We start from the raw sequence: 14,718 nt of genomic DNA on the forward strand, positions 1-14,718 counted from the left end.
AAACGTTTGAAAAACAAATTGATATATCTATAGCTAGTCCGATATCTACCATCTATTGCTAAAATCTGGTAGCATAAGAGGGATGCCACCGAACAATCAAATGCCAACTGCACCAAACATTTTTGTGCCACCTGCTCCTGGGCAGGTACCAAACCCAATGTCACCGCAGTTGCCACCAGATCCTAAAACACCAGTTTGGCTTATTGTTGCTATGATAATTGCTACGTTGTTAGCTATTGTTTTTTTGGTGCTTACAGTGCTGTTTTATATGCAAATGTCAGATTACAAGAACAATAGTGATCAAAAATCTGCTGCTGCAGTAGAACAAGCAAAAGCAACGCAAGCAGAAGAACTGAAGTTACAATTTGCTGAACAAGAAAAAGAACCGCTTAAAAGTTACACTGCACCTGGATCTGCCGCAAGCACTAAAATTGTGTACCCAAAAACATGGAGCTTATATGCCGTAGAAGGGCAAAATGGCAATAGTGTAGACGCTTTCTTTAATCCGAATATCGTACCAGATACAACTAACAAGGGAAATGTTTATGCATTGCGTATGCAAGTGCTCGATAAGCCGTATGCTACGGTGGTAAAAGAATATGATGCACCAGCCAAAAAGGGTGAAGTACGTATTTCGCCCTATAAACCAGAACAAGTTAGCGCTGCCGAACAGGGTGTTCGTATAGACGGTGTTGTGCGCGATAAAGTAAGTGGCACCATGGTTATACTGCCCGTACGTGATAAAACTATCAAAATTTGGACAGAGACAGAAAATTACGTTAACGACTTTAATAATTTTGTGTTAAAAAACCTCGAATATAGTCCGTAATTTCTGCTATACTTAGTACATAGTAACGGTGAAATCCATCTGGTGGAGACGGTTTAAGTAACCGAACGTAAGAGGGTATGCAGATACAAACCAATACAACACACACCGCAACGCTTTTATATGAGCTTCAGCAATTGCTCATACAAATAAAAACATGCAATGAACTTGCCGATGACACGTCACAGGCAACAGTGGGTCGTCTATCGCAACACGGCTTACAATTGCTGCACTATGCATTATTTGCTATAGAATCTCAGCAGACAAAACTCAATTTTACATCTTTGAGCGCAGGGGCTGCGATGCATGATGTTGTTGAAGAATTATTACCACTCGCTGCCTCTTATGGGGCGACTATTCACTTTGATGCATCGCCTAACCTTGACCCTATTTATGCCAATGAAATGTCACTTAAAGGGAGTGTGTATGCACTACTGAGCGCTATGATAACAAGTAGTACCAATGGTGTTGCACCACAAATTACCGTTGCGGTACAACAAACGAAACCTTCTGTGCAGCGCGTAGGGGTGTATTCTGGCACAACACCAATTAGCCTTGCAATGCTCCGCCAAACGAAGCAGCGTATCAGTCGCATGGATACAACTGGCTTGTCGCACAGAAGTGGGCTAGGCTTTATGATTTCGCAGCTGCTTGCAGAACGACTAGAAACTGCATACGCATCTTTTGAACACAATCAACTGCCCGGTATTGGTTTTTATGTGCCAGAATCTGCTCAGCTGCAATTGCTATAATCTATGAAAATATTATGCATAGAACCAGATGTAGTACTGGCGAAAGCCTTTAAAATCGTCTTTACGCGGAACCACCACGATACCATAATGCTGTGTTTGGATCCGCAGGCTGCCATAGAACAAATCGACACACAAAAACCAGATGCAATTGTTATGGAGCTACAACTTGCACCACTGAGTGGCCTAGCATTCTTGCACGAACTACGTAGTTATGAAGATTTTAGTGATATTCCTGTGGTAGTGTATAGCAGTGTGCCACAGGAATCGTTTCAGGCAGATGCAGCGACGTGGCGGTCATTAGGCGTAAAAAAGTACTTTTATAAATCGACAGATTCGCTACAAAAAGTGGCGCGTTTTATACATGGGGTTTTAGATGAAGCCTGAAACTACACAAGCTATTGTGCTTACCAGAACAAACTATGGCGAAGCCGACAAAATTGTTACCAGTTTAACGAGCCATGGTAAAAAGATAAGTATTATTGCTAAGGGTGTACGTAAACCAAAGTCAAAACTTGTAGCTGGCACAGAACTTTTCTGTGTTGCTGATATATGTTTTGTACAAGGGAGGGGTAGCATGGCAACACTAACGAGTGCTCGCTTGCATTCACAACACACCAGGTTTTTACATGATCTAAATAAAGTAAACCTTGCCTATGATGTTATAAAGGTGGTGAATAAACATACAGAAGACAGTGATGGGGAATATTATTTTGAAATTTTAAAACAACTTTTTGCTGCTTTAGATAATACATCGAACGATATTGACCTAGTGCGAATATGGGCGTGGATGCAAATGCTACACGCAAGCGGTCATCAACTTCGCCTTGACGTACAAGCTAACGGCGAACAGTACAAAGAAGAATCTGCTTACGATTTTGACGCAGACAGTGGTGGTTTTGTCATATCACCTAATGGTAATTTTGCTCCAACACACATAAAATTACTACGCATTGCCCAAACACAGCCACTGAGTGTATTGCAACGAGTTAACATGGCACCAACCTATGCCTATGAGCTAACGCCGGTTATAAAGCAGTTTGTAGAAAACACCTATTAATAGATATACTACCTGTATGAGTTATAAGTTTAAAAGAATTAGTGAAACCAAACCTAACCAAATGCCAGACGGTTTACCACGTACCATAAATAGGGTTTTAGGCAAATTCGGCATTTTTCTGGTAGATGATGAAAAACCGCAAATTTTAAATATTATGGCAGCATCAGAGATTGGATGGGCTGTAGTAAGCTTTGGCAATCCCAAAACAGGTGAGATAACACATCAAATAGAAGTACCTCACGGATCACGAATGTCGCGTGATATTGAAGGTTCGCATGATGAATAAAAATGAAGTACAGCTAGAAGATATTGTAAGTTTGGCCAAGCGCCGTGGCTTTGTGTTCCAGGCGAGTGAGATCTATGGCGGGCTAGCTGGGTTCTATGATTATGGCCCTTTAGGAACAGAGCTCGCTAATAAAATAAAACAAGAGTGGTGGAAAGCAGTCGTTACCAATAACGATAATATATTTGGCGTAGATGGTGCGATAATTCAAAACCCTAAGCTATGGGAAGCTAGTGGGCATGTTGCAGGCTTTACCGACCCATTGGTAGATTGCAAAAATTGTAACGCCCGGTTTAGGGCAGATCATTTAGCAGATACCGATTCTACTGATTTGCAAGAACTAACCTTGTTACTCAAAGATAAAAAATGCCCAAACTGTGGCAAAGCCACCCTAACCGAACCACGCACCTATAATATGATGATGAAAACCTACATAGGCCCAGTAGAAGATAGTTCGGCCGTGGCTTATTTACGGCCAGAAACCGCTGGCTCAATATTTACAAATTTTCAGAATGTGCGCGAAACAATGCGTGCCAAAATTCCATTTGGTATCGCACAAATAGGAAAAGCGTTTCGTAACGAAATTAGCCCACGTGATTTTATTTTTAGGGTGCGCGAGCTAGAACAAATGGAAATGCAGTTTTTTATTAATCCTCATGATCAAAAAGATAGCTATGAACAGTGGCGCAAGTTTGCTTGGGACTTTACAACAAACAAAATGGGAATTTCTGATAATAATGTAGCTTGGCACGAACACGGTGAAGACGAAAGAGCACATTATGCCGCGGCAGCACATGACATTTACTTTAATTTTCCGTTTGGTTTTAAAGAACTATGGGGCACGCATAATCGTACAGATTATGATTTAAGCAACCATGCACGGGTGAGTGGTAAAGATTTAAGCTACTTTGACGATGTAACTAAAGAACGTTACACACCATATGTTATTGAATCATCGGTAGGTGTGGGAAGAATGTTCTTAGCAGTTTTGGTTAATGCATACCAAGAAGATGAACAAAATGGTGAAAAACGCATATTCTTAAAGCTCGCAGAGCACCTAGCACCTTACAGGTTTGCAGTAAGCCCACTATTGAAAAACAAGCCAGAACTTGTTGCTAAAGCTCGCGAGGTCTACGTGGCATTAAAAAAGAAGCACGGTAACGTAATGTGGGACGATAACGGTAATATTGGTAAGCGCTACCGCCGCCAAGACGAAATCGGCACACCACATTGCATAGTGATAGATTTTGAAACATTAGAAAACGATACCGTTACAATACGCGACCGCGACACCACACAGCAAAACAGAGTTTCTATTAAAGAGCTTATAGAGTAATCTTACTTATCTGATTGCAACTTTTACCGCTAAAAGTTGCTTAAAAAGCGCTGGGCGAACCTACAAAACATGTATATTTAGGAGTATTTCTTTCTTAAATTAACTAGCTTTCATCTTTGGCATCCAGAATATAATGTACTTTTTAGCTGGTAGAAAAAGTAAAAAATAACTGTTATTGCCAATAAAGTGTTATTAAGTAAACTATTAATTAACTAAAAATACACGTAGCTTTGCATGTGTGTATAAATTTCGGCTGTGCTAGGAGGTCTTTTATTACCCGTGGTACTATAGTAAAAATGAATGTATTGCATAAAGACATTACGAAACGTATATACAAAGACGCTAAAGACGTATGGCTTATGCAGGTAGCAACTTCTACAGATAATCAACCATGGATTGCAAACGTATTTTTTGTTTTAGATACCAAAATGAATTTTTATTGGCTAAGTGTACCGTACCGTAGACACAGCAGAGAGCTATCGCATAACAACAAAGCAGCGATTGCCGTTGCCATAAAAACCACGAAGCCTGTGATTGGCCTACAGGCAGAAGGTACGGTAGAAATTGTAAATGACATAGTGCTTATAGAAAAAATATTGCCAGAATATTCAAAAAAGTATAAGCAGGGCAAAGAATTTATAGCACTAGCAAAAAAAGGTAAAAATAAACATATGGTCTATAAATTCACACCAGAACTCTTGCAATTATTTGATGAAGCAAATTATACGTCAGAACAAAACCCTATAACGCTTTTTTTTGAAGAGTAATACGCATTACTTTACAAATGTATAAGTACTGTCCTAGAGTATAAAAATGAATGCAATAAATAGAAATAATGAAAACATGCCATTTAGGGGCGAAGAACTATATGCTGTGGCTCATGAGGTTCATGGAGATTTGTATGAAGATATATTAGATAATATAGACCGTATGTTATGTACAGACACATCTCCTATTATGGTACGAACTTTCCACTTTCAAGACACAGGATCATACATGGGTCTTACGAATGAAAGATTTCTAGATACAGAGCAAGATGCGACGCTCGTGCACGTAACACAAGCATTAACAATACATAAAGATACGCACAAACCACCAAGTAGCTATGCAGAAGAATATCACCTTAGAGTAGCAACACTAGTTGCTACTGCAACACACCCTATTGTGACTGACTACTATATAGAAAAACTTGCTAATGGTAGATATTTTGGTTCTATGCAGCGACATTGTTTAGGTACACTGCAACTAGCAATTGATTTAGAAAATCCGCAACAGTATAACAAAGCAGAAGATATGACAGTTTATGACCTATTTGAACTTGACGAGGTGCTGGCTGCACATCTAAAAAGTGTACAGCAAGAATCTGAATATGCGCAGTTTGTAAAAAGTATAGAATAACGTATGTACAAAGAACTAGAAGCTGCATTACTTGCTCAAAAGAACCCCCAAGACGCTGCTTTTTTGCAGCGCTTTTTTAAAACTGGGGCAGGTGAATACGGTGAAGGCGATAAGTTTTTGGGTGTACGGGTACCAAACGTACGTGCAGTTACAAAACAATACTACAAAGACCTAAGCATAAAAGATGTGGCTGAACTTTTAAAAAGTCCGTGGCATGAGGTCCGCTTAAGTGCGCTGGTAGCAATGACGCTACAGTTCCCAAAGGCAGAACTATGTTATAAAACAGCATTGTATAAGCTGTACATTAAAAACATTGGCATAGGTATAAATAATTGGGATCTCGTAGACATAAGTTGCCCGCATATTGTTGGCGCGTATGTATTTAATACAGATACAGCAGCTTTACACGCATTAGCACGTGGTGGCTTATGGCAAAAGCGGGTAGCTGTTATTAGTACGTTTTATTTTTTGCGCAAAGGTATTGTAGAAGAGTCGCTCTATATATGTGAGCTACTGGTGGATGAAAAGCATGATTTGTTGCAAAAAGCCGTTGGTTGGTGCTTGCGTGAAATAGGCAAGATAGATGAGCCTGTCTTGCTGACATTTCTTGAACAACATGCCGCCACGATGCCGCGCACAATGCTAAGGTACTCATTAGAAAAACTACCACAAGTACGTCGGTTGTATTACATGTCCTTAAAAAAATAATTAACCCTAGTTTTTTTACCCATAGGGTATACTTATACGTAGTAGGTATATATGGTACAAAGTAATACAAATACAACAACTAATTGGCGGTTAATAGTCGGCGCAATAGTTTCTGTTATGGCGGTTGGTTTTGTGTATTTTCAACGCGCTACTATAAAAAGATCAATAGAAGCACTGCAATCTGCAGACTGGGTTTATGTTGCCGTTGCTATTGCTGTATATTCAATAACTATTTTTGCAGCAGCAGCAGTAATATATAACTTACGACTCATTTATACGTTGCGCTACAAATATATCTTGCTCGTTCAAATAAGTACGTTATTTTTGGGTCGTATAACACCGGCAAGTGTTGGTGGCTTAGCAGCCATGGGCCGGTTGTTGTTTACACAAGGGCACACAGTTGTGCAGTCTGGTACAGTAGTTGGAGCCGGTGGTATCGCCACGTTTATAGGTAATGTCATACTTACGCTTGGGGCTTTATTGTTATCTTTAAATAACGTCAAACTTAACACAGTCAGTATCCCTAGCTTCATCATATATGTATTGGTTGCAATAGTTGTTGTGTCTGTTATTTTACTACTTATACCCGTTGTCCGTACCCGAATCGTGCACACGGTAAAAGATGTTGTAAATACCTTAAAAAGTTATAGCCACAGAAAGACATCTATTGTTGCAGCCATTTCTTTTGGGTCACTTGTTACACTGTGTTTTGCACTAACGCTGATGTTAGCAGCGAAATCATTAGGGGTAGAGTTAAGCCTTTTTGCAGCGATTATTACGGTTAGCCTTGGTAGTTTAGGAGTCGCCGTTACGCCCTTACCGGGGGGCGTTGTCGGAGCAGAAGCTGCACTCGCTGCTACAATGGTGCAATTTGGCGTAGCAAGCGATACAGCGCTGGCTATTGCATTTGTGTATAGATTTGTTATCTTTTGGCTACCGCTTATACCCGGCTACATCGCCAGTCAATACGCACTTAAAAAACATCTGTTATAGCTTTTTGGTATGCGTTCGTTTTAGGATGCATTCATTGGTATAATGACGAGAGTATTTATGAGAAAACGAAGAGTATTACCAATAGAGTCTGTTCATATAGATAAGCTTGTTCATGGTGGACAGGGTATGGGCATATTGGCAGACGGTCGCAAATGTTTTGTATGGGGTGCCTTGCCAAACGAAGACGTACGAGTGCAACTTACCAAACGCAAAAAAGATTGGGCAGAAGGTGTTGTCGAAGAAATTATTACAGCCAGCAACGATAGAATACCGCCTAAAGAACCAGATATCTACTTGGCAACCAGTCCGTGGCAGATTTTACATTATAAAAAAGAGGCAATTGCCAAACAAGCTATTTTAGAAGAAACATTTGTGCGTGAAGGTGTTGATGTTAGTTGGCAGCCGTTTTACCAACAAGCCAACCCGTACCATTATCGTAATAAAATGGAATATAACTTTTGGTACGATAACGATTCACAGCAGGTAAGTCTGGCACTGCATAAGCGTGGTAGCCACCAAAAAATTGCCGTTACTGGTAGCGCGCTTGCGTCGGAAACTATTAACAAGGCGGGTGCAGAACTCATTGCCTATATTAATGCACACGCCATACAGGCTCGGCCGCTAAAAAGCGTAATTATTCGTAGCACAGCAACGGGCATATGTGGTGTCACGATATTTGTAAATGACAAAAATGTAGCAAAAATGTTTGATAATTATAAACCTGCTAACACTATTGTAGAAATTGTGTATTCAAATCCAAATAGCCCTGCAAGTATTTCTACAGAAGTAGTTACACCTGCCGAACAACAATTATCTGACACACTATTGGGTAATACTTTTTCCTATTCGGCCCGCTCTTTCTTTCAGGTAAATGTGCCAGTATATGAAAAATTGCTACAGATAGTTAAGGGTTTTGTGCAAAAAAATTCTTTGCTCCATATTTTAGATTTATATAGTGGAGTAGGGAGCCTAGGACTGAGCGTTTTGGGTAAGTCACAGCAACTCACAATGGTAGAAATTGATGACCTGTCTTGCGAGCTTGCACAGCAAAACAGCCGCATAGTTAAAAACAGTGCGGTTGTTTTGGCAACTGCCGAAAATTCTTTGCACTATATAACAGGCCAAGAACTTGTGATTGTAGACCCGCCAAGAGCAGGCCTACATAAAGATGTAGTAGCGCGACTGATCGAAACCAAACCAGCCACTATTTTGTATGTGAGCTGCAACCCCAGCACACAAGCACGGGATGTGAAGGCACTTATTGAGGTTGGCTACACCATACACTATGCCCAAGGCTTTAACTTCTTCCCTAGAACACCACATATTGAATCATTTGTGGTACTAAATAGATAATAATTGTTCGCTCTAGAGTCAGTGTTGTCTATACTATACCGAATATGCTATAATTAGTATGACCTGAAAGGGGTGAAATGATGATGACTTTCATAGTTATCACACTGTCTTTACTCGCACTCTACGCAGTGGCGCAGGCGTTCACTACGTCCTACAGTGAGCGTCGCCAGCAGGCGGCGGTTCACTACGCCGACCTGTACCAAGTAGTAAAAAAGTAAAAACACATCGTGGAGCGGGCAGTACAACACGTGTATTGCCCCTCCACCCGAACACATCTTTTGGTTTGGCGACAACCGCGGCTCTTAATACTAGTAGCCAGGTTCTCGCCGCTTGTGACCGCACACAGATAGGCAACTAAAATTCTTTACCAAGAATATGCCCGGTGCGGTTTTTTTCATAGCATTTTATTTGCATCAAACCAATAGTGCTACCACGGCTAAGTTGTTTAGATGTATACTATACGGTAATGAGCACACACAAAAAAATGTACTGGGGCGCAAGCACCGCGAGCCATCAAGTAGAAGGTGGAACACATAATCAGTGGAGCGTGTGGGAGTTAGAAAACGCAAATGAACTAGCCAAAACGGCCAAACACAGACTCGGCTGGCTAGCCAACTGGCAGGATATCAAAGCTCAAGCTTCGGACCCAAGCAATTACATTTCAGACAAGGGCGTAGACCACTATACGCGCTACCAAGAAGACTTTGATCTATTACAATCACTCAATTTAAACGCATTTAGATTTGGCATTGAATGGGCACGCATCGAACCCGAACAAGGTGTGTGGGACAAAGCTGCTCTTGCGCATTACAAACAATACATCGCCAGTTTGAACCAACGTGGAATAGAGCCTTTTATTAACCTGTGGCACTGGACTATGCCCGTGTGGTTTACAGAAATGGGGGGCTTTGAAAAACGAAGTAACATTACATACTTTGAAGCTTTTGTACAAAAAGTGTCTGAAGAATTGCTACATGACGTTCGGTACGTTATAACAATCAATGAGCCGAACGTCTACATGGGGCTTAGCTATAGCGATGGCGAATGGCCACCACAAAAAAAGAGTAAGCTACTTGCGATGTATGTGTATTACAATTTAGCAGTTGCTCACAAAAAAGCATATAAAATAATCAAGCAAAAACACCCACATATGCAGATTGGCGTCGCCCAACAGCTGGCGAACATACAAGCGTTTAGACCTGGCCATTGGTTTGATGAAACCGTCGTAAAACTAATGCGGTACTTTTGGAACTGGTGGTGGCTTAATAGAACAAACAAGCAACAAGATTTTATAGGGTTTAATTACTATTTTACCGATTATTACAAGGGCTTTCGTAAGCAAAACCCTACAAAACCAATCAATGATTTAGGCTGGTACATGGAGCCAAAGGGCGTACTGCCACTTTTGCAGCGCATTGCGTATCATTACCCCAAAAAGCCTATTTTTATTACAGAAAACGGTGTGGCAGATGCTCATGATACATATAGACAGTGGTGGTTACAAGAAACAATGGTAGCGATAGAAACGGCAAAAAGCCAAGGTATTCCAGTGGCAGGCTATTTACATTGGAGTTTACTAGATAACTTTGAATGGAAGTACGGGTGGTGGCCAAAATTTGGCCTTGTGGCAGTAGACAGAAAAACAATGAAACGAACCGTCCGGCCAAGCAGTAAATGGTGGGCGCACTATATTGACAAAACATAGCTAATAAAGTATAATAATTATAGAGAGGTAGGGCTGTTATGGCTCACATACTATTGGCTGCAGTGATATTTTATAATTTTGCTACAGCTACGTTAGCTTAGGGGATACAAGATGCTGCCGGCAGCTTACACAGCGAAGCGTGCTATTGACAAACTAATGTACGGGGAGTATACCTAGGGCATAAGCGAAAGGTAACAAAAATGTCTATCGAAACAATACCACCAATTGGACCTAATTGTGTTGATACACAAGACCAGACTGTGGTACACGAGCCTATAGCACCGCAACGATACGAAGAGTTGGATGAAGTTGCGCTGTATTTTCTTTGGGAAAATGAAGAAAAGAGGAAAAAGCTAGAGAGACAGAGAAAAGAGCTGGCTAGGTGGTTTAAGCTAGAAGAAACCGCGAGCTGGGAAGAAATAAATTACCACGTAGAACTCGCCAACGCAGAACGTTTAGAAACTGTAAGATTAGGTAGGTTAGCTCTTTATCGTAAAGAACGTTATGTGGTACCCGGCCAAGAAGAACTTGATGATCGTCTGAGTAAAATCCTATCAGACAGATTCTGGACAGATCAGAACCCAACCAGACGGCTCCATCTAGATCAACACGCATCAATAAATCACGGACAGAATTACTAATAATACACTTTAGACTAAGCGCTTACACTATATTTTTTGCATATACAAAGTTTCATAATTGTACATAACGGTATATCTAGTAGAATAAAGTAGTATGTTGAATTCTATGAGTGCGAAAATTGTGGTGATTGGTGGTGGAACGGGTAGCTTTACGGTGCTGAGCGGTCTGAAAAAGAAGTTTTCTGATATAACCGCTATTGTAAATATGGCAGACGACGGAGGCTCTACTGGGCAATTACGTGATGAGCTAGGCGTCTTACCGCCTGGTGATGTGCGCCAATGTTTGGTGGCGTTATCTGAATCACCTAAATTGCGAGAGTTATTTACATATAGATTTGAAGAAGGCGCACTAAAGGGCCATGCTTTTGGCAATATTTTCTTAACAGCACTAGAAAAAATGACAGGTAGTTTTGCAGACGCAATTGATGTGGCTGATGAGGTGTTGCAAGTGAACGGTAGGGTAGTGCCAGTAACGTTAGATAATGTTCGTCTTATTATGCGGCAACGTAAAGGCCACGATATTATTGGCGAATATAAAATAGGCAATATGCCGTTTACGCTTGGTGAACAGCGGCCAATTTTAGAACTGTCACCACCGGCACGATTAAACCCAGAAGCCAAGCGTGCCATACAGGCCGCCGATATGATTGTAATTGCTCCGGGCAATTTATATGGAAGTGTGGCGCCTGCATTGTTAGTGAAGGGCATGACACGCGCCTTACAAGAAACAAAGGCTACAATTGTATACGTCTGTAACCTCGTAACGAAACCTGGCCAAACAGATGGCTTTTTCGTGCATGATTTTGCGGATGAAATAGAGCGCTTTATTGGGGCGCGAGTGCTAGACTTTGTTTTATATAACACACAGGAGCCAGAAACGTCGCTACGCGCAAAGTACATAAAAGATAATGAGTATAACGTTGCTTACGATGAGCAGATACTCGCACAAAGCCATTTTACGGCACTTGGTTCTGCCTTTTTGAGCGGTGAAGCTGTGCAGCACAGTAAGGCGGATACAATTGCTACCAGTAGATCATATATTCGGCACAACACCAATGCGATTACACAGCACCTCATTGCAATACTAGAGCGTCAAAAAAGTAACTTTGACAACAAATATGCGCAGGAGTAAACTATATAGAGAACAATGTAACAAAAAGAGACAAAAAATGCGTATATCACAAGAATTTGGTCCAACAGCAGCTCGTGAAGATCAAATACACGAAGGATTCCGTGTTGTTAAAGGGCTAGGGGAGACAGGCGTACTTAAACTAGACCCAGACTTTGGCTACGAAGGAGTCTTTGTCTGCGGTACTGAATAAAAGCCAACCATTCATAAAAAAGACACTTTGGTTTAAGAAGAGTGTCTTTTTTATTATTACGTGCGCTATATGTAGTGTTGTGCGAACAAGCTACGAACGTATTGTGGATAACTATAAGCACTTTATACATAAATACATAAAAAGTACTTGCAGTGGGTAGTAGTGGGTAGTAGACTGTACTTAGTGGGTAAAAGTGGGTAACACCACAGCACAAAATAAAAAAACCACTAAGTAGATTAAAAAATGACCACCGTAGACTACTTCGAAAGGAAGCTTGACGATAAGCGTCGGTTAACAATACCGGCCGAGCTTCGGAGCGAGTTCAAAAGCGGTGTTGTCGTAACAAAAGGATTTGGTACGTATCTGCATATGTACTCAGAAGAAGTTTGGAATTCACAAGTAGAACCCGAACTTACAGGCTATATTCTCGACGAGAAAGTGGCCGACTTAAATGTACAATTTCGCAGTGGCAAAACCAGCGCAGAGCTAGATCAAAAACAGGGTAGGGTTACCCTTGAACAGCATCTGTTAGACTTTGCCGGCATTACCAAAGACGTTGTTGCAGTACGGGCAGGGGCCTATTGGCGCCTCTCTGCTAAATAATCTACGAACATTAACAATTTAACACACCAAACCACACCGACTCGAGATTAGCGATTCGGTAGTCAACACGTAGCATTATTAGGAACTACGTTAAAAATCCTCGCACCTTACTTAAGCAAAACACCTCCCAAAACTCCACCTCACACATAAGTCTCTACAAAGTCTATAGCGATACATCTATAAAAGCCGACATACATTTCAAATTCACATTTGGATAGTCAGTCAAAATGATATATCACCAAAAACTATACACTTTATACAAAAACAAAAACTACAAAAAAACAAAACGTTGGCTACTGAATCGGTGACCTTGCAAAAATAAAAACAAAAAATATGCATGAACCAGTATTACTACAAGAAGTTATAGCTGCAATGAACCCCACGAGCGGGGAAAGGTACTTAGATGCCACCGCTGGGTATGGTGGGCATGCGCGGGAAATCTTAGCGCATACCAATAACTTTTCTGAAAGTGTTCTGGTTGATCGCGATAAAGCTGCGGTAGACCACTTAATGGCCGAATTTGCTACTACTAGAGTAAAAATAGTGCGGAACGATTTTTACTCTGCTGCGGAAGATTTAGTAGCAGCAGGCCAGCAATTTGATCTAATATTGGCAGATTTAGGCGTATCGTCACTGCACCTTGACAAGGCGAGTCGTGGGTTTAGCTTTGCTGCTATAGGACCACTAGATATGCGAATGGATCAACGTCAAACCCTGACGGCTGAAACAGTCGTAAACGAGTGGAGTGCGGAAAGCCTAGAGCAGATATTGCGTAATTATGGCGAAGAGCCAAAAGCACGCAGAATAGCTAAAGCAATTGTGGCTCATCGCCCCATTGCAACTACGTCAGAACTTGCCAATATTGTGGCCCGTACAACCGGCCGGTGGACAGGTAAACATCCTGCCACTCGCACCTTTCAGGCAATTAGAATTGCGGTCAACGACGAGCTACGGTTATTAGAGAGAGTGATGCCACTATGGGTTGCTATCTTGCGCCCAGGTGGGCGGTTGGGTATCATAAGTTTTCACTCACTCGAGGACCGTCTTGTAAAACGCTTTTTTCTCGAACATGGAGGAGATCGCTTCGATGCTTCGCTTTCTATTGTCACCAAACAACCGGTTGTAGCCGGATCACAAGAAATTGCTATTAATCCGCGTTCACGAAGTGCAAAACTCCGTGTCGCCGCAAAAATATAAACAAAATAGAAAGGACCAGCGATGAAAATTAAAGTCACTGGTCGGTCGGTAGCCCAAAAAGTACACGTTCACGTACTATAGGCACTTTATCGACGCATAGGTTGTGCAACTCTTGGTCAAACAAGAGTTGCACAATCACCAAAAAACAAACATATGACATACGGAAAATCAATTACACTATCACGAGCTGCACCATATCAACGCAATCGCAATGTCGTTAGCTTAAAGTCCAACCGAACAGGGTTTGGGCCAGTTGCTAACAGCGTAATTATTGTGCTGATATTATGTTTGCTTGGCTTGGTATACCTGACGCAAGTTACCAAAACGAACGCACTAGGCTATAAGGTGAGCGAACTTTCTAGCCAACAAGAACAATTGTCTGAAGAACACGCTAGTCTTGAGCTAGACTCTGTTCGTCTACAAAATCTTGAACGTATCAAAAACAGCCAAGTAGCACAAAATCTGCAACAAGCACAGCCAACTGCATACGTGACACAATAACCAAAAAGTGGTAATATAACTATAAGCAGTTTATCTGTTATTT

19 protein-coding genes are annotated in these 14,718 nt (G+C 41.3%); all 19 read left to right on the forward strand.

Annotated elements, in window-relative coordinates:
• Positions 1-82 precede the first annotated feature (82 nt).
• The 19 genes from H6795_00340 (at position 83) to H6795_00430 (ending at position 14,675) form a co-directional block, all read left to right on the forward strand.
• Entirely contained in the window at positions 83-829 is a 747-nt protein-coding gene (locus H6795_00340; GenBank protein MCB9816971.1) for a hypothetical protein, read from the forward strand.
• Positions 830-906: 77 nt separating this feature from the next.
• Positions 907-1,578 carry a hypothetical protein gene (locus tag H6795_00345; GenBank protein ID MCB9816972.1) on the forward strand — a complete coding sequence of 224 codons (672 nt, stop codon included), beginning with the start codon at positions 907-909 and terminating at the stop codon, positions 1,576-1,578.
• Positions 1,579-1,581: 3 nt separating this feature from the next.
• Positions 1,582-1,962: a response regulator gene (locus H6795_00350; GenBank protein ID MCB9816973.1), complete on the forward strand. Its 381-nt coding sequence runs from the start codon at positions 1,582-1,584 to the stop codon at positions 1,960-1,962.
• Positions 1,952-2,635, forward strand: coding sequence for a DNA repair protein RecO (recO, locus tag H6795_00355; protein MCB9816974.1), 684 nt, complete (start codon positions 1,952-1,954; stop codon positions 2,633-2,635). Before H6795_00350 ends, recO begins: the two co-directional genes overlap by 11 nt.
• Before the next feature lie 16 nt (positions 2,636-2,651).
• Positions 2,652-2,921, forward strand: coding sequence for a hypothetical protein (locus H6795_00360; protein ID MCB9816975.1), 270 nt, complete (start codon positions 2,652-2,654; stop codon positions 2,919-2,921).
• Complete coding sequence (locus tag H6795_00365) at positions 2,914-4,254, forward strand: glycine--tRNA ligase (GenBank protein MCB9816976.1); 1,341 nt, start codon at positions 2,914-2,916, stop codon at positions 4,252-4,254. The genes H6795_00360 and H6795_00365 overlap by 8 nt, the downstream gene beginning before the upstream one ends.
• A 296-nt stretch (positions 4,255-4,550) precedes the next feature.
• Positions 4,551-5,021 (forward strand): pyridoxamine 5'-phosphate oxidase family protein, encoded by a 471-nt coding sequence (locus H6795_00370; protein ID MCB9816977.1) that lies wholly within the window; start codon positions 4,551-4,553, stop codon positions 5,019-5,021.
• Positions 5,022-5,067: 46 nt separating this feature from the next.
• Complete coding sequence (locus H6795_00375; GenBank protein ID MCB9816978.1) at positions 5,068-5,652, forward strand: hypothetical protein; 585 nt, start codon at positions 5,068-5,070, stop codon at positions 5,650-5,652.
• A 3-nt stretch (positions 5,653-5,655) separates the two neighbouring features.
• Positions 5,656-6,360 (forward strand): DNA alkylation repair protein, encoded by a 705-nt coding sequence (locus tag H6795_00380; protein ID MCB9816979.1) that lies wholly within the window; start codon positions 5,656-5,658, stop codon positions 6,358-6,360.
• Between the two features lie 51 nt (positions 6,361-6,411).
• The gene (locus H6795_00385) at positions 6,412-7,353 is read left to right on the forward strand and encodes a flippase-like domain-containing protein (GenBank protein MCB9816980.1); all 942 of its coding nucleotides are present in this window, start codon (positions 6,412-6,414) and stop codon (positions 7,351-7,353) included.
• Between the two features lie 57 nt (positions 7,354-7,410).
• Complete coding sequence (gene rlmD / locus H6795_00390; GenBank protein MCB9816981.1) at positions 7,411-8,706, forward strand: 23S rRNA (uracil(1939)-C(5))-methyltransferase RlmD; 1,296 nt, start codon at positions 7,411-7,413, stop codon at positions 8,704-8,706.
• A 77-nt stretch (positions 8,707-8,783) separates the two neighbouring features.
• Entirely contained in the window at positions 8,784-8,924 is a 141-nt protein-coding gene (locus H6795_00395) for a hypothetical protein (protein ID MCB9816982.1), read from the forward strand.
• Positions 8,925-9,172: 248 nt separating this feature from the next.
• On the forward strand, positions 9,173-10,411 hold the full coding sequence (locus H6795_00400) for a glycoside hydrolase family 1 protein (protein ID MCB9816983.1): 1,239 nt from the start codon (positions 9,173-9,175) through the stop codon (positions 10,409-10,411).
• A 200-nt stretch (positions 10,412-10,611) separates the two neighbouring features.
• Positions 10,612-11,052 carry a hypothetical protein gene (locus H6795_00405; GenBank protein MCB9816984.1) on the forward strand — a complete coding sequence of 147 codons (441 nt, stop codon included), beginning with the start codon at positions 10,612-10,614 and terminating at the stop codon, positions 11,050-11,052.
• A 106-nt stretch (positions 11,053-11,158) separates the two neighbouring features.
• On the forward strand, positions 11,159-12,184 hold the full coding sequence (locus H6795_00410; protein ID MCB9816985.1) for a YvcK family protein: 1,026 nt from the start codon (positions 11,159-11,161) through the stop codon (positions 12,182-12,184).
• A 37-nt stretch (positions 12,185-12,221) separates the two neighbouring features.
• Positions 12,222-12,374: a hypothetical protein gene (locus H6795_00415; protein ID MCB9816986.1), complete on the forward strand. Its 153-nt coding sequence runs from the start codon at positions 12,222-12,224 to the stop codon at positions 12,372-12,374.
• A 243-nt stretch (positions 12,375-12,617) separates the two neighbouring features.
• The gene (locus tag H6795_00420; GenBank protein MCB9816987.1) at positions 12,618-12,977 is read left to right on the forward strand and encodes a hypothetical protein; all 360 of its coding nucleotides are present in this window, start codon (positions 12,618-12,620) and stop codon (positions 12,975-12,977) included.
• A 333-nt stretch (positions 12,978-13,310) separates the two neighbouring features.
• Positions 13,311-14,174, forward strand: a complete 864-nt coding sequence (rsmH, locus tag H6795_00425; protein MCB9816988.1) for a 16S rRNA (cytosine(1402)-N(4))-methyltransferase RsmH — start codon at positions 13,311-13,313, stop codon at positions 14,172-14,174.
• A gap of 153 nt (positions 14,175-14,327) precedes the next feature.
• Positions 14,328-14,675: a hypothetical protein gene (locus H6795_00430; protein MCB9816989.1), complete on the forward strand. Its 348-nt coding sequence runs from the start codon at positions 14,328-14,330 to the stop codon at positions 14,673-14,675.
• The last annotated feature ends 43 nt before the right edge of the window (positions 14,676-14,718 follow it).

Source organism: Candidatus Nomurabacteria bacterium (assembly GCA_020631975.1).
In the GTDB taxonomy this organism is placed as follows: Bacteria; Patescibacteriota; Saccharimonadia; order Saccharimonadales; family CAIOMD01; genus JACKGO01.